Genomic DNA, 17,972 nt, shown 5'->3' with positions numbered 1-17,972 from the left:
AGGACGACGATGAAGCTCTACGATTTCGGACCTGCGGCGAGCGCTCAACGCGTTCGTGTCTTCCTCGCCGAGAAGGGCCTGGAGCTACCGACCGAACAACTGAACGTCCGGGAAGGCGCGCAGTTCACCCCCGCGCTCACCGAGATGAATCCGTTTCATTGCGTCCCCTTCCTGGAATTGGACGACGGCACGGTCATCGCGGAGTCCCTGTCGATTTGCCGCTATCTCGAAGAAATGTACCCGCAACCAGCTCTTTTTGGGCGCACGAGCACCGAGCGAGCCGTGATCGATATGTGGTTGCGGCGGTTCGAACTGGATGGCCTTGTTCCGATGCTGCACGCCGCGCGCAATTCCCTACCTATGTTCGCCGGTAGAGTCGTGCCGGGCACGCGGAATGGTCTGCCGCAATTGCCGGCACTTGTCACTCGCGGGCGCGAGATGATGGAAATCTTTCTCGGCCGGGTGGAGCCGTACATGGCCAAGAACGCATTCGTCGCCGGCTCACAGTTCAGCGTCGCAGATATCACCGGCTTCTTCGCCATACGCTCGGCCAACGCGCTGAACATTGATATCGGCGCGCGCTATCCTGCCGTCGCGGCATGGTTTGCCAAAGTTTCGGCGCGCCCGTCCTTTCAGCTCTGAGGAGGCCCATATGAAAAATCCAGTTTGCGTCGTCACCGGGGTCGGTCCTGAGCACGGCACTGGCGCGGAGATCGCCAGGCGCTTCAGCGAAGGTGGCTATCGGGTCGCGATGATAGCCCGCAGTGCGGAGAACCTCCGTAACCTGGCATCGAAGTACGAGGGCGCGCGCGCTTATCCTTGCGATGTCGGCGATCTCAAAGCGTTGGTCCGGACGCTCGCCCTCATCAGGACCGAGATGGGCGCTCCCCAGGTCGTCATTCACAATGCTCTGCGTGCAACGCGAGGAAGCATCCTGGCCATGGACCCTGACGATTTGGAGAAGAACTTCCGGGTCAATACCACCGCGCTGCTCCATCTCTCCCGCGAGACCATTCCGCAGATGCTGGAGGCCGGGAAAGGTGCGATCCTGGTCACCGGGAACACGTCCGCCTTTCGTGGAAAGGCCAACTGGGGCTTCTTCGCTTCAACCAAAGCGGCCCAGCGCATCTTGGCCGAATCGATGGCGCGCGAGTTCGGGCCGAAGGGAATTCATGTCGCCTACTTCATGATCGACGCTGCGATCGACACGCCCCGCACCCGCCCAATCTTGGCGGCGGACAAGCCCGACGATTTCTTCGCAAAGCCTGCCGCCATAGCGGAGGAAATGTTTCGGGTCGCCCACCAGGACCGGTCGACCTGGTCGTTCCTTGTTGAACTACGTCCGTTCGGCGAGACCTGGTAAAGGCAATCGAACTGCTTGGCGGGGCAAATCAGACGGTCAAGCTTGCTTCAGCGCCGGCCCGCGCGGTCGAGTTGAGGTGCCGAGGGCAGTTTAACCGGGTCACGCAACCCGCTGCAGTCGCTTCTGAGCCGACCTCTGACCCACAAACCACGACTTGGTGTTGGTCAATTCCGCTTCAAGAAAGCGCCAAACCTGCTTGGTCATCTTTCTGAGGTCGCTTTCGCGGCGGCGGAGCAACCATAAATCCATAATAGCCGCCTCGTCCGGGAGCACGCGCACCAGGCCTTCCGCCAAGGCAAACGGCACCGGCAGAAACGCCAAGCCAAGACCTTCGGCAGTCGCAGCGAAATGATTGACAACCGGCGTAAGCGTCAGCGCACTCCGGGCGCTCGCAGCCGAGTTGAAGGCCGCCAACAGCGTGATGTGACTGGTGCGATCGTTGTGGGGCCTGCCGTAATCGGCCGTGCTTCCGATCAGCTCATGGTCGACAAGCTCGCTGAGGGACCTCGGCGCACCACGCTCCGCCAGATAGCTGTCGGATGCAAACAGACCAAAGGCGATCGTTCCGACGCGGCGGCCGACGAGTTCGCTGTCACCCGGATGCCCTATCCGAATGACCAGATCGAGGTCACTAGTGGCAAGGTTCTGCTGCTCGACAGTGGAATTGATCTCAAGTCGGATCTGAGGATTCAGCGCGCGCAACTTCTTGACCCGAGGCAGGAGCCAGTGCTTGGTCAGGCCTTCTGTCGCGGAGATCTTGACGGCGGTCGAACGATGGCCGACCCGTAAGGAGAGATCCCGGTGAAACTCCTCGAAAGAACAGACCATCTCTTCCGCCGAGCGGAGAAGGTCCTGTCCCTCCTGGGTCAATTTCACCCCGGACGACACCCGAAAGAAAAGCGGCGCACCGATACTCCGCTCCAACTCCTTCAAGCGCCTGCTAAGAGTCGGCTGGCTCATGCCCAAGTCCCGGGCGGCCCTATTTACGCTTCCGGTTCGTGCTACCGAAAAGAATAGCCTGAACAGATCCCAATTGGTTTCAGTCAAGCGAGGTTTATGCTGGGTGGTACCAGTCGCCACCATCCCCGTCTTGCCCGGCTCCGCTCCGGAGAAAGGTCCGCCGCGCGCAGCTTCGCCACCCACCACGTTGTCCATTTCCACCCCTTCGATACATGTCCGAGCGGATATAAAATGATGCTCGTCATCTTTATCTCAGGATGATGCTTGTCATGCAGAACGTCAAGCGGGGGATTGAACACAAATCGGTGGGAAGCAACAACTGAACAAATGTTCACTGCATGGTTTCAGGGCTGTTAAGACTGGTAGTAGAGCACACCGGCTGGTTAGCTTGAGCTTCCTTTGCGCACGAGAGCCGAATTCGCCTCTCCTCAGTGAGTTGTTCTTGCCCGGCAAGCTTTGTAAGTCCCATGACACCTTCCAGCCATCTTGAGAAATCTCCGGCGGCACCCTTAGGTACGACTTCATAACACCGCACCGCGAACGCGGCGAGTTGAGTTGTAGACATACTGTCCGTTAAGCTGCCGCCACGGACAGTTCATCCATGTATGGCCCAAGGTCTGCAGCGAAATGCTCATGCTCCAACAACTGATCGAAATGTCTCATCATGCGTGGATACTCGTTGCGGACACCTCGATGGAGTATTCTGCTTAGGCCCAGCTCCTGCAGCTGACGCGCTCGACAATGTTCGTTCATGAAAAGCGCGAACTCTATCGCGAAACAGATATCGGCAAGGGAAATGCTGTCGCCGACCAGCACCCGGCGGGTGGGCCGGAGCGCTTGCTCAAGTCCGGAGGCGTAGATCGAGAAAGCTTCTTGAGTTCTCGCGTGGATTGCCGCATCCAGTGTCCCGCCTGACAGCGCTAGAAGGTAGATCTGAGCGTCTCGCGCAAAAATCAGACTTACATCCAGGAAGCTGTCGATCCTGGAAGTCTCGTAAACATCGTGCCCATAGAGGGGGAAATCGGTCTTGCTCAGGCGTGCCACCGCTCGCATGATGCTATTCGATTCGAAGATGCCGATTTTCCCGCCGGGAGCGAACGCGGCAGGAACGTTGCCAAACGGGTGGGCATCCATGAACGCTTCTGTCTTGAACAAGCGTTCTCCAGTCATCCCTACCCTGCCAGTCCGAGCGAGCGGCGAGTACGCATGCCATTCGTAGGAGGCTACGGGGGCTGCATTGTAATCCCAAAGCCAGCCCTTCAGCTCTTCCGCAGAGGCACCTTTAACTTCGATTTCAACTCCAGCAAATCTGCCCGCAATGGTCGCCTTCCAAACTCTCGGATTCGGCAAATATGAAAAGATACGAAGGTCAGCCATTGTAAGCCACTCAGAGATGCGGTCGTCGGACGTGTCAGAGGACTAGAGGCCTAGCGGAATTCCCAGCAATCAAAAATCTGCTATCGCCCTACTTACCAATGATAGGCTGGCGCGAACTGTCACTCGCAGGTCCGTCCAACTCGCCGTGGCGCGAAGTGGATTGGAGAGGTGAGGTAAACTTGGGCGGACCACATAATGACCTTGCGCAGTGACGGATCTCAACTGTGAAGGTTAGCTCGCCCTGACTTGGACGTTTCCCCATCCGACAGCGGCCGCGAGGACGCTGATACGCTCGGGAGCTGGTGGTTGCGGTAACGCTCACGAAGCTCTGACTTCCTGACCTTTCCTGTCGCGGTATGAGGAATCGTATCCATCACGACGTCGTCAGGCATCCACCACTTCGCGATCTTGCCCTCAAGATACGCAAGAATGGTGCTCTTGGATGCCTCCGCACCCGGCTTGGTCTGGACGACGAGAAGCGGCCTTTCGCCCCATTTCGGGTGTGGGACGGCAATCACCGCAACTTCCTGCACGGAAGGGTGCGCCGCAGCGACATTCTCGATCTCGATCGACGATATCCATTCGCCGCCTGACTTGATAACGTCCTTGGATCGATCGGTTATACGCATATACGCGTGCTCGTCGATCGTCGCGACGTCGCCCGTGTCGAAATAGCCCTCCTCGTCCAAGACTTGGTCATTCAAGCCAAAGTACCCTTTGGCGACGCTTGGGCCACGCACCTTCAGTCTGCCGAATGCTTTCCCGTCGCGGGGAAGTTTGGCGCCGAAGTCATCGGTGATCTTCATTTCGACGAGAAACGGTGCAAAGCCCTGGCTTGAAAGCTGGGCAAGCTTCTCAGCGCCAGTCAAGCCTTCGAACGGCGGCTTCAGGTACCCAATTGATCCGACGGGCCCCATCTCCGTCATACCCCAGCCTTGTCGTGCAGCGATCCCCATCCGCTGAAAGCCTTCGATCATTGTGGGCGGAGGCGCCGCCCCACCGATCGTCAAATTTCTAAGCGACGGCAGTCGCAAGTTCTCCGATTCCATATGCTGTTGAAGCATGAGCCAGACCGTTGGTACGCCGGCCGTCGACGTGACGTTCTCGTCCCTGAGCAATTCATATACCGAAGGGCCATCGAGCTTCGCGCCCGGAAAAACGATCTTGCTGCCCACCATTGGCGCCTGGAATACGTAAGCCCAGCTATTGGCATGAAACAACGGCACAATCGGAAGTACCGTATCGTTACAGCTCAAACCCATCACGTCTGCTTGGGCAGTCATCAGCGACTGAAGTACGTTTGACCGATGAGAATACAGCACCCCCTTCGGATTCCCTGTGGTGCCGGACGTATAGCATAAGCCGGCGGCGGTATTCTCGTCAAAGGACTTCCAGGCGAAGTCGCCATCGACGCCATCGATCCAGTCCTCATACGCAATGGCCCCCCGCAAGGACGTGTTCGGCATGTTCTCGCGATCCGTCAGTATGACGAAGCGCTCGATGAATTCGAGGTGTCCCGATAGCTTTTCGAGAAGCGGTACGAATGTGGCGTCAGCACAAAGAATTCTGCCCTTTGCGTGATTGATGATCCATGCAATCTGTTCGGGAAACAGGCGGGGATTCACGGTGTGGCAGATGGCGCCGATTCCCATGATTCCATACCAGAGCTCCATGTGTCGCCAGGTGTTCCAGGCCAATGTCGCGACCCGATCGCCGAGCACGATGCCGTCGCGGTCCAGTCGTTGGGCAACCTTTAGTGCACGTTTTCTGATTTCGCCGTAATTGGTCCGATGGATGGGACCTTCGATCGACCGCGTCACCACCTCGCGATTGGGATGACAAGCTGCGGCGTGATCAATGATCCGCTGACACAGCAAAGGCCAGTCCTGCATTAGGCCCAACATGGATTCCTCCGATAGGTCCTCCCACATCCGTTCAATCGGACGCGGTGTGTTGCTTCATTTGGAGCATAAGGTGGTTGTGCGGCAAAACGTAAAGATGGGGGTTGGCGCACAACGTCAATTTTTTGGCGCGCGCGGCCATAGAAGCCGCTTCGCCAGGGCGTGATATTTCCGGGACAACTCAAGAACAGCGCAACGGTGGGAAACGGCATGCCAATCTATACGATCACGAGTGAACGCGGCACGATCAGCTCCGAGCAGAAGTTTGAGCTCGCCGAAGCGCTGGTGGACATGCACTTACGTATCGCGGGCGGAGCCAGATGGCTCGTCAACGTGGTCTTTCAGGAATCGAAAAGCGTCTTTGTGGGGGGAGCGCCCGCAAAGAGATTACTGATAGCGACAACGATTCGCGAGGGGCGAAACGACGAAGCCAAAGCGTCGCTGCTGGCCGAATACTCATCCCTTGTATCGCGCGTGCTCGATGTTCCCATCTCGGATATCATTGCCGGCCTTGATGAAGTAAATCCGGATAATGTGATGGAGGCCGGATTCATTCTTCCAAAGGTCGGGCAGGAAGAGGCGTGGATGAAGAAGGTCCTGGCTTCTAAGGCACATTGACGCCAAGCTGCGATCGAAATTGGTTGGGTTACCTCGGAGGGCCTCTCCCGGCGCGATCGATGGCGGGAGGCATCGCCAAGCCTCCCGGCCCCCGCTGCAACCGAGGGGCCGCAAGCAAATCCGCAAAGCAGATAAATTGGCTATGGCGATGTGTGTCAAAACATTGATATCATTCGACGGCGCTCCGCAGGGAGAACCATCGCCTTGGCAGCTCTTACAGTCGCCTCATGCTGGTCTAACGCAATTCTCGACGGCCTTGAACGACAGGGCCTTGAACGAACACGACTGACGCTCGGGGTCCGCGGCATCGTGGACGGCAGATTTCCGGACACGAGCCGCATTGAGCTCTCTCCAACAAGAACCATTTGGGGCCGCGCCAGGCTTCTTTCGGGCGACCCTCTGCTCGGCGTTAAGGTCGGCAGCGCCCTGCCTATTCACGCCACCAACGTGATCGCGGTCATCACCGCGCATAGCCCAACGTTTGGCGAAGCAATTCAGCGCCTGTTGCGCTATCAGACGCTGCTGAGCGAGGGGGGCCAGTTCACGACGCAATCCACGCAAGGTGCGGTCCAGATGCTGTATAAGCCCAACTGGGACACCGTGTCGATGGACGTGCTCCATACCGATGCCATCATCGCCTGTTTCGTCGCCAGCGGTCCGAAGCCCACCCTTGTCCAACTCGTTGGGCGGCCAGATGCCGATCAGGCGTCGTTTACTCAGATCCTGAAATGCGATGTTTGCTTTGGCGCCCGATACGCGTCCATCGATTACGATGCCAAGGCACTAAACGCAATCAGATCCGGAGCAGATCGATCTTTGTGCGACATCAATATCGCGTATGCCGAGACTTTGCTGGGCACGCTCCGAAGAATGGATGCCCTTTGCCAAAGGGTACAGGCAGCAATCGCAAAGCTCGGACCGGGTGCAGCCAATATCGAGTCCGTCGCCCGTGAAGTCGCCTGTTCACCGCGCACGCTCCAGCGTCGCCTAAGTTCGGCTGGCACAAGCTTTTCTGCACTTTTCGAAGCCTATCGGATGGGGGAAGCCTTGATCATGCTCTCCGAGACAGATGTCGGTCTCTCTCGTATCGGTCACCTGCTAGGCTACTCGGAAGCGAGCACATTCTCCCGCGCCGTTTCGCAGTGGTGCGGACTAACACCCCGCCAAATCAGGAAGCAGCGTAACACTGAGGTAGCTGGAATTCGAGACACCCATCTAACGCTCGGTCGCCCCCTTCCCCGCACGCCGAGTGACGCCGCTGGAGCGTCACGGACAAGACTCGTCAAACGGCCGCGATCACTGTCCATCGTGTGAGTTCTCGCTCCGCCATCCGCGAAGCCAAACAGCCGTCTTTCGATATGTTCAAGGCGGTTCAGCGAAGAACTTCCCCACGTCCTGCAGTCAGGCAGGATGTCCGATCAGCGGGGCACCGGATTGGCGTCCCCCGCCGCGAGCGACCCGAACTTTCGACCCAGCTATGCCGCGGTCGCTTGTTTCAGTGTGACGCGACCGTAGAATGTTTCGCCCTTAGCGGCCATTTCGATCAAGAGCTTTGGTGGAGTAAAGCGCGAACCATATTTTTTCTCCAGCTTCAGACACAGTTCGACGAACTTCTTCGCACCCATAAAGTCGATGTAGGACAGCGTGCCCCCGGTGAACGGCGGGAACCCGAATCCAAGAATCGAACCGACATCGGCCTCTCGCGGATCGGTGATGACACCATCCTCCACGGTGCGCGCAGCTTCCACCGCCTGGACCGCGAGAAACCGCTGTTTCAACTCCTCGACGTCGAGCGTATCCGGATCGAGAAGCTTGGGCTGCAGCACGGTCAACTCCGGCCATAGCTTCTTCTGTCCCTTGCCCTTCTCCGGATAATCATAAAAGCCCTTGCCATTCTTCCGGCCGAGGCGTCCGCGCTTTTCCACCATATCGACCAGCAACTTCTTGTGATCCTGGTTGATCGCCTGCGTGCCGATATCGGCTTCGGTAGCCCTCAAGATTTTCAGCCCAAGATCGAGAGCAGTTTCATCACTGAGCGAGAGCGGACCGACCGGCATGCCGGCCATCTTGGCGACGTTCTCGATCATGGCAGGCGGCACGCCTTCCAGCAGCATCTGGTACCCTTCGAAGATGAAGAGCATCACGCAACGGTTGGCGTAGAAGCCCCGCGAGTCATTGACGACGATCGGCGTCTTCTTGATTTGTCGCACGTAGTCGAGGGCGGTGGCCAGCGCAATGTCGCCGGTCTTCTTCCCGACGATGATCTCCGACAACATCATCTTCTCCACCGGAGAGAAGAAGTGGATCCCGATGAACCTCGACGGATCCTTGAACTCCTCGGCCAGCGAATTGATCGGCAGCGTGGAGGTATTCGTCGCGAAGATCGCGCCTTCCTTCAGAAGCGGCTGCGCTTTGGCGTAAGTCTCTGCCTTGACTTTCCGATCCTCGAACACCGCTTCGACCACCAGGTCGCAATCGCTTATCGCATTGTAATCTGCGGTGGCGGTAATGCGCGACAGAATTGCTTCGCCGTCCGCTTGATTCATGCGGCCCTTGGAAACCGCCGCATCGACGTTTGACCGGGCGCGGCCCTTGCCCCTGTCCGCCGAGGCCTGGTCGCGATCGATCAGCACCACATCGATGCCGGCCTGAGCGGAAATATAGCCGACACCGGCGCCCATGAAACCTGCACCGATTACTGCAAGCTTCCTCACCTTGGTCGGCGGCACGTTCTGCGGGCGGCGCGCGCCCTTATTCAGATCTTGCATCGATATGAAGAGAGAGCGGATCATCGCCGCCGCTTCCTTCGAGCGCAGGATCCTTGAGAAGTGCCGCGATTCGACGCGCAGCGCCGTATCCATCGGCAACTGCAGGCCTTCGTAGACGCACTGCAGGATTGCCCGTGCGCCCGGATAGTTATCGTAAGTCTCCTTGCGAAGGATCGCGGTCGCCGGCTGGAAGAACTGCAATCCCGTTTTCGAGTAGACCGTACCACCAGGCAACTTGAAATCCTTCTGATCCCAAGGTGCCACCGCCTTGCCGCCGGCCTTGATCCAGTCCTTGGCCTTCTGAATCAGATCCCCGGCAGGCACCACCTCGCCGATGAGGCCGCGTACCTGGGCCTTCTTGACATCGATTGCTTCACCCTTGAATAGCATCTGCACAGCGTCCATGGTCGGCATCAGGCGTGGCAACCGCTGCGTGCCGCCGGCACCTGGGAAAATTCCGATCTTGACCTCAGGCAGCCCGACACGGGTTTTCGGGTTGTCGGACGCGATGCGGTGGTGACAGGCGAGCGCCAACTCGAAGCCGCCGCCGAGCGCTGTTCCATTGATCGCGGCAACCCACGGCTTGCCGCCAACCTCGATATTTCGGAACGATTGCGACAGTTTACGCGCCTCGCCGAACATGTATATGTTCGCCGCTTCCTCACCTTGCAACTTCAACATCTCCGCGTGAGTGCGGTTCATCGCTTCGAGCATCGTCAAATCCGCGCCGGCGCAGAACGCGTCCTTGCCGGATGTGATGACGACGCCCTTCACCGCAGCGTCCGACGTCAGTTGCCCGATGATTTCGCTGAGCTCGGTTCCCGAAGTCTCGTCGATGACGTTCATCGACTTTCCGGGGATATCCCAAGTCACCAGCGCAATGCCGTCAACGTCGGTCTCGATCCTGAAATTCTTGTAGGCCATGTGATCGTTCCAATTCCTTGCCGCCATCCAGAAGTAACCTCGCTGCTCGCGAGGCTCCTGAGGATGTCATGACTGAGATTCTCGATCGGGTCGCCTCCCCTTACGGGGACGATGAAGTTCAAACCCGTTCGATGATGGTCGCGGTGCCCATGCCGCCCCCGATGCACAGCGTCACAAGCGCGGTGGATTTGTTGGTCCGCTCGAGTTCGTCGAGGACCGTGCCAAGAATCATCGCACCGGTCGCGCCGAGGGGGTGGCCCATCGCAATCGCACCGCCGTTGACGTTGATCTTGTCCCTGTCGATTTCGAACGCCTGCATCAACCGCAGGACCACGGAGGCAAACGCCTCGTTCAGTTCGACCAGGTCGATGTCCGAGAGCTTCATGCCGGAGCGATCGAGCACTTTCCTGGTCACATCGACCGGACCGGTCAGCATCATCGCAGGTTCGGAGCCGACATTGACGAAGGCGCGAATCTTTGCCCGAGGCTTGAGGTCATGCTTCTTTCCGGCATCCTTGCTACCGAGAAGAACGGCTCCCGCACCGTCGACAATGCCCGACGAGTTGCCTGCATGGTGCACGTAATTGATCGCTTCGATTTCCGGATGCGACTGCACTGCGACAGCATCAAAGCCGCCCATCGCCCCCATCGTGGCGAATGAAGGCTGCAGCTGGCCGAGCGATTGCATCGTCGTTCCTGGGCGAATGTGCTCGTCCTTGGCGAGAATTGTGATGCCGTTGACGTCCTTCACCGGCACGACCGATTTCTTGAAGCGGCCCTCGTCCCAGGCCCGGGCGGCGCGCTCCTGGCTCTGAACGGCGTAGGTATCGACATCGTCGCGCGAGAAGCCGTATTTGGTGGCAATCAAATCCGCGGCGACGCCCTGAGGCATAAAATAGCTCGGCACCGCCATCGAAGGGTCCGTCGGCCATGCCGAACCGGAGGACATGATCCCGACGCGGCTCATGGACTCCGCGCCGCCACCGATGGTCAATTCGTGCTGCCCCGACATGATCTGCGCAGCGGCAATATTTACGGCATCGAGGCCCGACGCGCAGAAGCGGTTGACTTGAATACCGGGCACTGACTTGTCGAAGCCGGCCCTCAGCGCAGCAAATCGCGCGATGTCGCCCCCTGCCTCGCCAATCGGATCAACAACGCCGAGCACGACGTCATCAACACTGTCAGGCGCCAGATTGTTTCGCTCCTTCAGCGCCTGTAACGGAACAGCGGCCAGCGCGAGGGCCGTCACTTCATGGAGCGAGCCGTCGGACTTACCCTTGCCGCGTGGCGTGCGAACGTGGTCGTAGATATATGCCTCAGGCATCTCTGGCCTCTCCTACCTTGCTCACCTCCCTGGTTTGGGAGGCATTATTTCATCGCACATCGAGCACTGTCGCGTTCCTCGCGCGAGCGCGGCCGAACAGACCTTCTCGCTCAGCCCAATACGGACGCTCTAAGCTACAACGGTTGCTTTTGTTTATCGACTTGTTTTGTACAAGTCTATGGTTGCGAATTTCGGTCCAACTGCACGTCTGTCGCTTGATGGGGTCGGTTACATGTGCGTCGTTATTAGGGGTACGTGACGGCTCTTCCGCCGGCGCATCACAACTCTGTCAGGACTCGCCACTGTGTGGACGGCGCGTCCTGCTCACTCAGAAGAAGCGTCAAGCACTTCACCGAAAAGCTCCCAGGCGGTGCCGCTCCAGCGTTGCAGCCTCATTTGGGTGTAATTCATGTTGATCTTGTCGCTCGTGCTGACGCTGATTCCGGGCAACAATGTGGGTAGCATCACGTTCTTCAGGCTCTTCGCCTGCTTGATGATGTTCTCGCGGGAAAGATCGCTCCCGCACTGCTTGATCAGGTGTTCGAGCAGCACTGCTTGCGCATACCCGTACTGGATGTTGGTGTCGGCGATATCGGCGCCCGGCATGTACTTTTCGATGAAGGTTCGATAGCTCTTCATCCCAGCGTCGTTGGCCCACTGCGTGTCGACCGGATCCATCAAGTTCTGCCCGACGATCACGCCGACCGCCCTTTCCAGACCTGCCGGCTTCAGGGTCGCACTCACCGAACTCGAGGGGTAGTTCAGCACGATCGTGGGTTTCCAGCCGATCTCAGCAGCCCTCCGAATGGCTTGCGCCGCGAACTTTGGCGTCCCTGCGACCAGCAGTGCGTCCGCCCCGGAACTCTTCAAGTTTAGGACTTGAGAATCCACCGTTGGATCGCTGACCTCATATGATACGGCGACAACCTTCGCTTCGAAGGCGTCTTTCAGGATCACCTTGAAGGCGTTGACGTAATCTTTTCCGAGATCGTCATTCTGATAGAGGATGCCATACTTCGCATTCGGCATCGTCTTGGTCAAAAACTTCGCGTAGATCTTCCCCTCGGTATCGTAGCTGACGATGCTCGTCGTGGTCAGCGGATAATCCGCAACGTTCGTGAACTTGTTAGACCCGGTGATGATACCGACACTGGGTATACGCTTCGCCATCAAATACTTGGCCACCGCAGTGTTACCCGGGGTACCGAGCTGACCAAAAATGAAGGCGACCTCGTCCCCCTCGACGAGCTTGCGCACCTGCTCCACCGCTTTGGGTGGGCTGTAAGCGTCGTCGTAGGCAATGTAGCTTATCTTCCGGCCGTTGATGCCGCCGCGGTCGTTGACCGATTGGACATATGCAAGAATGGCTTGGCCAATGACTCCGTACGGCGAGGCCGGTCCACTGAAAGGAAAGACTCCGCCAATCTTGATCTCAGACGGCGTCACACCCGGTGCATCGGCGGCATACGCTACGGACCCGAACGACATCAGCATCAGGGCAAAAGCTGGCCTCAATATCTTAAACATGACCCTACTCCATAAATGCGGAACGACGTGTGGTCTGAAACCTCAAGTTGCTCCGTGAAGGTCGGCTTCCTAGACTAGGACGCGCGGCGTACACGCATCGTCGCGGGGAGCCGCTCCCGGACCATCTCCCGAACCAGGTCCTTGCGTACCTTGCCGAAGCTGTTCCGCGGTAACGCGTCAAGGCAGACCACTTCACGCGGCCGTTTGTAGCTCGCGAGCGACGCGCAGCTCCTTACGATGTCGTCCAGATCAATGGGTGCGTCGGCCGCCTTGACGATCGCGGCGACAACAACTTCGCCCCACTTTTCGTCGGGAACTCCGACGACCGCGACTTCCCGGATTGACGGATGATCGATCAACACCAGTTCGACTTCGGCGCAATAGACATTCTCTCCGCCGGAGATGATCATGTCCTTCTTGCGATCCTTGATGGCGAGGTACCCGTCCTCATCGATAACACCGACATCGCCGCTGCGGTACCACTCCTGCCCATTCAGATTGATGATCGCTTCCCGCGTCGCTTGCTCGTTGTCGAGATACCGCGAGAACGCCGTCGGCCCGCTGATGAGAATTTCCCCTACTTCACCGTGCGGAAGAACCCCGCGTTTTTCATCATGAATGACTATCTGCGTACCGGGCGCCGGCAGCCCGGCGGTGCCGAGCTTCTTGGTTAGCATCGCTGGCGGGCATTTTGAAACGAACAACATCTCCGTAATGCCGTAGGCATTTGTCACCCCGTTTGGCAGCCTGAAGCGTTCCTGGATGCGTTCCGCAAGCACCGGCGGCAGAGGCGCCGAAGCAGAGATCCAGTGCGTGAGGTGCGGTAAGCTCTTTTTCTCCGCTAATGGCTCATGGACAAGCTGCCAAGCCATCGTAGGAACGATGAAAGCGAGCTGGATCCTGTACTTCTCCAAATTCTGCAAGGTTCGAGCCGCGTCAAACTTCTTGAACAGAAAATTTGTTCCACCGCACATAACGACCGGCAGCGCAAAGTTTTCCATCGCTCCGCGATGAAAGAGAGGAGCTACGCCTAACGACCTAACTTCGTCAGGGAAGCCCAACGCGATGGCGCTGAGCGTCGCGGCGGCAACCGCCGATCGATGTTTAACCACCGCTCCCTTCGGCCGGCCTGTCGTGCCCGATGTGAACCAGATGCCGCTGTCGGCATCTGAGCTCACGATCGGGAAAGAGGCAATGTCTTCGGTGCTGCCGCCGAGCAGATCGTCGAAGCGAAGCTGATCGGGCCGCCCGCCGTTGCCGCATACGATAACTTGGATCTGGAGGCCAGAGTTGGCGACGGCCTGCGACGCCAGTCCGGCGAGGTCTTCGTCGACGATGAGCGCTTTACACTTGGCTGCCGTGAGCTGATAGGCGAGTTCTTCGGCGGTCAGCCGAAAATTCAGAGAAACGGTCAGCGCACCGAGCCGCGCGATCGAAAAGTAGGAGAGAAGCAACTCACGCTGATTCCACAGCAAATACGCGACCCTGTCGCCTGCTCCGACGCCGAGCCGTTGAAGTCCCGCAGCAAGGCGGTCGACGGTCTCATCGAACTGGCGGTAGCTCAGCGAACCCGCCTCATCGACGACAGCGTCCCTTTGCGGCGTCGCGCAAGCTGTTGCCCGAAGAACATCCGAAACCGAAATGGCTCGATCCAGCACCATGACCTCCCCTTGTTTCGTTCTGGCAGCTTGTGCTGCTCATAGAGTTTTGCGACCTCGCCTAGCGTGGTGGCTCTGGCTGCCACTTCACCCAGTGGAAGAACGACTTGCATTGCCGGCACCGAAACAGGACCTCGGAGACGCTTCCACCGAAGGGCGATTCGATGTCGACGACATCGCTTTCACAGTGCGGACAGACGACCTTGCTGGCATCCACCGGCAAGTCGAATGTTGGCTCGCTTCGATTCACGGCATCGCCAATTCGCGATTTTTGAAACGGATCTTCTCGAACAGATTCTCCGGGATCCCCGGACGGCCATTGCGGCGGATGGACGGCTGCCACGACTTTGCGGGGACTGCTATTCCGTCCGGCACATCGAAGGTTGCGCAGACCGCGCTGAGAAAGCGGTCGCGAAGGTCCGAATCCGACGTATCCCGATAGCCGCTCGAGAAAACTGCATCCGGCTGGTCCGGCTCGCCCCACCAATCCAAAGTGTCGACCAGGCGGCGGCGAGCGTCTTCGTCGACCGTCGACGCCGGGTCTTTGCGCAGTGCCTTGATCCAGCCCACCGAATAGCTGAGATGAAAACGCGATTCCTTCAGGATCTTGTCAGCGAGACGTGCCAGGGTTCTGTCGGCCAGGCTCGTTCTGTAGGCGCTCAGTTGCGTGGAGACGGCCTGCTCGGCCATGAATATCGTCGCGATAAAGTCGGACCATGATTGCGGCGGCCGATCGAGCAGCTTCGGCGAGCGGATGTCCTTCGCACCACGCGTCCACTCCACCTCATCTAGCGTGACGCCGAACCGCCCCAGATGCTGATAAAGCGCGCGGGCATGCCCATATTGTCCCTGCATCATCGCGCAGATGGACGTGAAGTCCGCGATGGAGCGCCCGTTCTGCAACACCATCATGTACCAGCCGGCGAGCACCAGCTTGGCGTCCGCGATGCAATACAATTCGTCCCGCAGGGCCCGGTCCGGTTCTGAAAGGTCTTCGATTGAATTGATGATAGCCATCACACCACCTTTACCTTCGATTTGCTGCCGCGTTCGGTAATCGTGACGAATGCCGACAGCGGTACGATGCACATCTCCCGCCAGATGTGCTGGTCGTAGACAAACCAGGCGCGCGCCTCCGCCAGTTCCGCGTTGGGGGCCTCGACCGAACCGATATGGGAGAGCGGTTCTGCAGAATCTCGGCGCGCAAATACCTCGTAGAATTCCGGCTTGTCGCCACCCAACTCCAATTGCCTGTCGATAACCTTCTTCATCATCGCACCCCTAGACCTGTATTCCGAAGCGGCGCATCAATTGTCGTGCATTGGGCTCAATGGATTGAGTGGTCCAATTGTGATGCCAGCCTTCGAAGACATTGACTTCGCTGACCCCCTTCAGTCCGACCACTGCGTCCTTGACCGATTGCTTCAACATCGAGACGCCAGGACAGGCCAGGCACGGAATTGCGAGCTCGACATTGACCACGCCGGTGTCCGATATCGTGACTGCCCGCAACATCCCCATGCTCTCGATGCTGACCGGTATATGCGGGTCATTCACCGCGAGGAGCGCTTCCCGGACCGCCTGCTCCGTCACCACAGGTCCTGCCCCCAAAGCTCGACCTGCATCCGGGTCAGACCCGGCAGCTTCAATGGGCCGCCTTTCTTCCACTGCGCCAGCTTCTCAGGCCACGTGACCGTACGAAAATCCCACTTCAGGGTTTCCAGATTCAGCAGGATCGGCATTTGGTAATCGAGGACGTAAATGCCCCTTTCGCTATCGAAGTGAGCCGGGACCTTCAGACCAACCTGCTCGCAGAAGGGCACGAGGCGCTGCAGCCAAATCTGCCTCAACTGATCGTTGGTGCTGCCGCGTATCTTGTAATGGAGCTGGTCGGTCCTCGACTTGACGTCGTCTGTCGCACCGAACCACTCGGCCCCCAGCGGAAACCAGAAATCCATACGTTCCTGGACCCGCTTCCGCATCTCGGGGCCCTGCTGCATGTAGTGGCGGATCATGTATTCGCCGCGCTTGACGTGGAAGTTTTCTTCGAAGTTCACCTTCCGTAGCGATCGGCTATACGGCCCGAATGAACAATTCTCCTCGAGATCGCGCGTCGTGATGTATCCCGCCTGATCGCCGACAAGGTGGCCCAGCCCCACATCGATCGGACTCAGATTCCCAAACTCGAGCAGAAAGAACGTCTTGAAATTCTTGGGATCACGCTCGAACACCTGGTGATAGGAGTCGAAGCCGAAATCCTCGAGCATGCGGAACATGACCTGGGCATGTCCCATCTCGTCTTGCAGCGCAGATGCGACGGCAATGCGATCGTTGATGCTGGGCGCAAACGTGATGGCATCGAAATCGAGAGGCAACGTCATGATTTCTAGATCGGCGGCGATCGCCATCGTCGCGACCAGCACGTCACGATAGCGGGGCGTCATCTCGCTGATATCTTCCAGCGTAGCCCCGGCCTTAATTCGGGTCTGCAAGGCGACCTCGGTTGCCTCCTCGGTGTTTTCACGCGCAAGTGCCGCTTGAGCCATCGTCGAACCTTCCGTCGTTGCAATTCGCTGACTGGTTATTCTTAGTCGTGAAGATTGCCGCGCAAGACATCGATTACGGAAGGACCGTCATCGGCTTCGATGTCTCTCGGTGTCCCCGATGCGATTTGAAGACCGGTAAGCACGACCGCCTTCAGCGTCCGAACCAGACGGTGAACATCGATGCGGAGATTTTGACGGAGGCACTCGAGCATGATGCCATCGCCGGTCGAGATTAAGAGCCGAGCCATATCGCTACTGCTCAGGTCGGAGCGAAACGCTCCTGAAGCCTGTCCCAACTCCAGGACGTTTCGCACTTCTCGTGCGATCCGATTGTAGCCGGCCTTTACCCTGCGCGCCGCCTCGGATTCAGTTCCGGCCATCTCTATCGAAACGACGATCGGCAACAACATCGATCCCGGATGCTCAAGAGCGATCCTGCCGGCCCTCTCCAGGTATTTCGTCATGCGCTCGACGGGCGAAAGGCCTTGGTCTTGCAGTATCTGAAGGTACGGCTCCAGGACGTTGGCTTGCACACGATTCAGCAGTTCAAGGAGGACACCTTCCTTGGTGCCATAATAGAAGTAGACGCTGCCCTTGGTCAGGTCCGCGAGTTGCCCGATTTGCTCCGTCGTCGTACCGTTGTAGCCCTGGGTCACGAAAAGAAACTCGGCGGCAGCCAATACTGCCGACATGCTCAACTCGCGATGTTCGGAATTTGTCAGTCGTTTCTTGCGCTTTTTCATGCGCTCGAACGTATTATCACTGGACTCACGAGGTAAAGCCTCGTGCAAGCCTAATGCACCGATAGCCGAACAACGGCTCAGTTCACCAAAGCCCTGGCTTGGATCGAACCGTCCCGACATTGCGGCGGAAATACTCATGCTCGTGGCCCGGCGAAGTTGTCTTCGAAAGCGGCAGTTGACAGTGACTGTCATTTACATTTAACTTACTGACCAGTCAATAACTTTGTGTGAGTCCGGGAGAGAACGTATTTTCATCGTTG

At 58.2% G+C, this 17,972-nt stretch carries 16 protein-coding genes and 1 pseudogene; 4 read left to right on the top strand and 13 right to left on the bottom strand.

Annotated elements, in window-relative coordinates; all coding sequences use genetic code 11:
- Positions 1-9: 9 nt before the first annotated feature.
- The gene (locus JQ592_RS21405; RefSeq protein ID WP_211404763.1) at positions 10-642 is read left to right on the top strand and encodes a glutathione S-transferase family protein; all 633 of its coding nucleotides are present in this window, start codon (positions 10-12) and stop codon (positions 640-642) included.
- Positions 643-652: 10 nt separating this feature from the next.
- Complete coding sequence (locus tag JQ592_RS21400) at positions 653-1,363, top strand: SDR family NAD(P)-dependent oxidoreductase (RefSeq protein WP_211404762.1); 711 nt, start codon at positions 653-655, stop codon at positions 1,361-1,363.
- A 99-nt stretch (positions 1,364-1,462) separates the two neighbouring features.
- Here JQ592_RS21400 and JQ592_RS21395 read toward each other — a convergent pair whose 3' ends face one another.
- The 3 genes and pseudogenes from JQ592_RS21395 to JQ592_RS21385 form a co-directional block, all read right to left on the bottom strand.
- A complete protein-coding gene (locus tag JQ592_RS21395) occupies positions 1,463-2,446 on the bottom strand; it encodes a LysR family transcriptional regulator (RefSeq protein ID WP_246820590.1) in 984 nt (327 codons plus the stop codon).
- 450 nt (positions 2,447-2,896) lie between these two features.
- On the bottom strand, positions 2,897-3,700 hold the full coding sequence (locus tag JQ592_RS21390) for a glutathione S-transferase (protein ID WP_211404761.1): 804 nt from the start codon (positions 3,698-3,700) through the stop codon (positions 2,897-2,899).
- A gap of 281 nt (positions 3,701-3,981) precedes the next feature.
- Positions 3,982-5,604, bottom strand: a pseudogene (locus tag JQ592_RS21385) (long-chain-fatty-acid--CoA ligase); the annotation flags it as partial.
- A 207-nt stretch (positions 5,605-5,811) separates the two neighbouring features.
- Between JQ592_RS21385 and JQ592_RS21380 the strand changes: the two are divergent.
- Together JQ592_RS21380 and JQ592_RS21375 are read left to right on the top strand one after the other, a co-directional pair.
- Positions 5,812-6,219: a tautomerase family protein gene (locus JQ592_RS21380; protein WP_211404759.1), complete on the top strand. Its 408-nt coding sequence runs from the start codon at positions 5,812-5,814 to the stop codon at positions 6,217-6,219.
- 204 nt (positions 6,220-6,423) lie between these two features.
- On the top strand, positions 6,424-7,533 hold the full coding sequence (locus JQ592_RS21375; RefSeq protein WP_211404758.1) for an AraC family transcriptional regulator: 1,110 nt from the start codon (positions 6,424-6,426) through the stop codon (positions 7,531-7,533).
- A 161-nt stretch (positions 7,534-7,694) separates the two neighbouring features.
- Here JQ592_RS21375 and JQ592_RS21370 read toward each other — a convergent pair whose 3' ends face one another.
- From JQ592_RS21370 to JQ592_RS21330, 10 genes are all read right to left on the bottom strand, one after another.
- Positions 7,695-9,911, bottom strand: a complete 2,217-nt coding sequence (locus tag JQ592_RS21370) for a 3-hydroxyacyl-CoA dehydrogenase NAD-binding domain-containing protein (RefSeq protein ID WP_211404757.1) — start codon at positions 9,909-9,911, stop codon at positions 7,695-7,697.
- A gap of 118 nt (positions 9,912-10,029) precedes the next feature.
- Complete coding sequence (locus tag JQ592_RS21365) at positions 10,030-11,238, bottom strand: acetyl-CoA C-acetyltransferase (protein WP_211404756.1); 1,209 nt, start codon at positions 11,236-11,238, stop codon at positions 10,030-10,032.
- Between the two features lie 324 nt (positions 11,239-11,562).
- Positions 11,563-12,765, bottom strand: coding sequence for an ABC transporter substrate-binding protein (locus JQ592_RS21360; RefSeq protein WP_211404755.1), 1,203 nt, complete (start codon positions 12,763-12,765; stop codon positions 11,563-11,565).
- 74 nt (positions 12,766-12,839) lie between these two features.
- Complete coding sequence (locus JQ592_RS21355) at positions 12,840-14,426, bottom strand: class I adenylate-forming enzyme family protein (RefSeq protein WP_211404754.1); 1,587 nt, start codon at positions 14,424-14,426, stop codon at positions 12,840-12,842.
- A gap of 58 nt (positions 14,427-14,484) precedes the next feature.
- The gene (locus tag JQ592_RS38850; protein WP_433996430.1) at positions 14,485-14,673 is read right to left on the bottom strand and encodes a PaaD-like zinc ribbon domain-containing protein; all 189 of its coding nucleotides are present in this window, start codon (positions 14,671-14,673) and stop codon (positions 14,485-14,487) included.
- On the bottom strand, positions 14,670-15,440 hold the full coding sequence (locus tag JQ592_RS21350; protein ID WP_211404753.1) for a Phenylacetic acid catabolic protein: 771 nt from the start codon (positions 15,438-15,440) through the stop codon (positions 14,670-14,672). The genes JQ592_RS38850 and JQ592_RS21350 overlap by 4 nt, the downstream gene beginning before the upstream one ends.
- Positions 15,440-15,694, bottom strand: coding sequence for a phenylacetic acid degradation b (locus tag JQ592_RS21345; RefSeq protein WP_211404752.1), 255 nt, complete (start codon positions 15,692-15,694; stop codon positions 15,440-15,442). Before JQ592_RS21345 ends, JQ592_RS21350 begins: the two co-directional genes overlap by 1 nt.
- Positions 15,695-15,704: 10 nt before the next feature.
- Positions 15,705-16,016, bottom strand: a complete 312-nt coding sequence (locus JQ592_RS21340; protein ID WP_211404751.1) for a metal-sulfur cluster assembly factor — start codon at positions 16,014-16,016, stop codon at positions 15,705-15,707.
- Entirely contained in the window at positions 16,013-16,969 is a 957-nt protein-coding gene (locus JQ592_RS21335; protein ID WP_211404750.1) for a 1,2-phenylacetyl-CoA epoxidase subunit PaaC, read from the bottom strand. Before JQ592_RS21335 ends, JQ592_RS21340 begins: the two co-directional genes overlap by 4 nt.
- Before the next feature lie 41 nt (positions 16,970-17,010).
- Positions 17,011-17,850 carry a TetR/AcrR family transcriptional regulator gene (locus JQ592_RS21330; protein ID WP_211404749.1) on the bottom strand — a complete coding sequence of 280 codons (840 nt, stop codon included), beginning with the start codon at positions 17,848-17,850 and terminating at the stop codon, positions 17,011-17,013.
- Positions 17,851-17,972: the final 122 nt, after the last annotated feature.

This window comes from Bradyrhizobium iriomotense, from assembly GCF_018129405.1.
In the GTDB taxonomy this organism is placed as follows: Bacteria; Pseudomonadota; Alphaproteobacteria; order Rhizobiales; family Xanthobacteraceae; genus Bradyrhizobium; species Bradyrhizobium iriomotense_B.
The sequence above is the reverse complement of the archived record's forward strand: the minus strand, read 5'-3'. Positions and strand labels throughout refer to the sequence as shown.

What these genes read in the sequence shown, in the direction of transcription:
- JQ592_RS21405 (WP_211404763.1), top strand. Translation starts at nt 10, where the DNA reads ATGAAGCTCTACGATTTCGGACCTGCGGCGAGCGCTCAACGCGTTCGT.
- JQ592_RS21400 (WP_211404762.1), top strand. Translation starts at nt 653, where the DNA reads ATGAAAAATCCAGTTTGCGTCGTCACCGGGGTCGGTCCTGAGCACGGC.
- JQ592_RS21395 (WP_246820590.1), bottom strand. Translation starts at nt 2,446, where the DNA reads ATGGTGGCGACTGGTACCACCCAGCATAAACCTCGCTTGACTGAAACC.
- JQ592_RS21390 (WP_211404761.1), bottom strand. Translation starts at nt 3,700, where the DNA reads ATGGCTGACCTTCGTATCTTTTCATATTTGCCGAATCCGAGAGTTTGG.
- JQ592_RS21380 (WP_211404759.1), top strand. Translation starts at nt 5,812, where the DNA reads ATGCCAATCTATACGATCACGAGTGAACGCGGCACGATCAGCTCCGAG.
- JQ592_RS21370 (WP_211404757.1), bottom strand. Translation starts at nt 9,911, where the DNA reads ATGGCCTACAAGAATTTCAGGATCGAGACCGACGTTGACGGCATTGCG.
- JQ592_RS21365 (WP_211404756.1), bottom strand. Translation starts at nt 11,238, where the DNA reads ATGCCTGAGGCATATATCTACGACCACGTTCGCACGCCACGCGGCAAG.
- JQ592_RS21360 (WP_211404755.1), bottom strand. Translation starts at nt 12,765, where the DNA reads ATGTTTAAGATATTGAGGCCAGCTTTTGCCCTGATGCTGATGTCGTTC.
- JQ592_RS21355 (WP_211404754.1), bottom strand. Translation starts at nt 14,426, where the DNA reads ATGGTGCTGGATCGAGCCATTTCGGTTTCGGATGTTCTTCGGGCAACA.
- JQ592_RS21350 (WP_211404753.1), bottom strand. Translation starts at nt 15,440, where the DNA reads ATGGCTATCATCAATTCAATCGAAGACCTTTCAGAACCGGACCGGGCC.
- JQ592_RS21345 (WP_211404752.1), bottom strand. Translation starts at nt 15,694, where the DNA reads ATGAAGAAGGTTATCGACAGGCAATTGGAGTTGGGTGGCGACAAGCCG.
- JQ592_RS21335 (WP_211404750.1), bottom strand. Translation starts at nt 16,969, where the DNA reads ATGGCTCAAGCGGCACTTGCGCGTGAAAACACCGAGGAGGCAACCGAG.
- JQ592_RS21330 (WP_211404749.1), bottom strand. Translation starts at nt 17,850, where the DNA reads ATGAGTATTTCCGCCGCAATGTCGGGACGGTTCGATCCAAGCCAGGGC.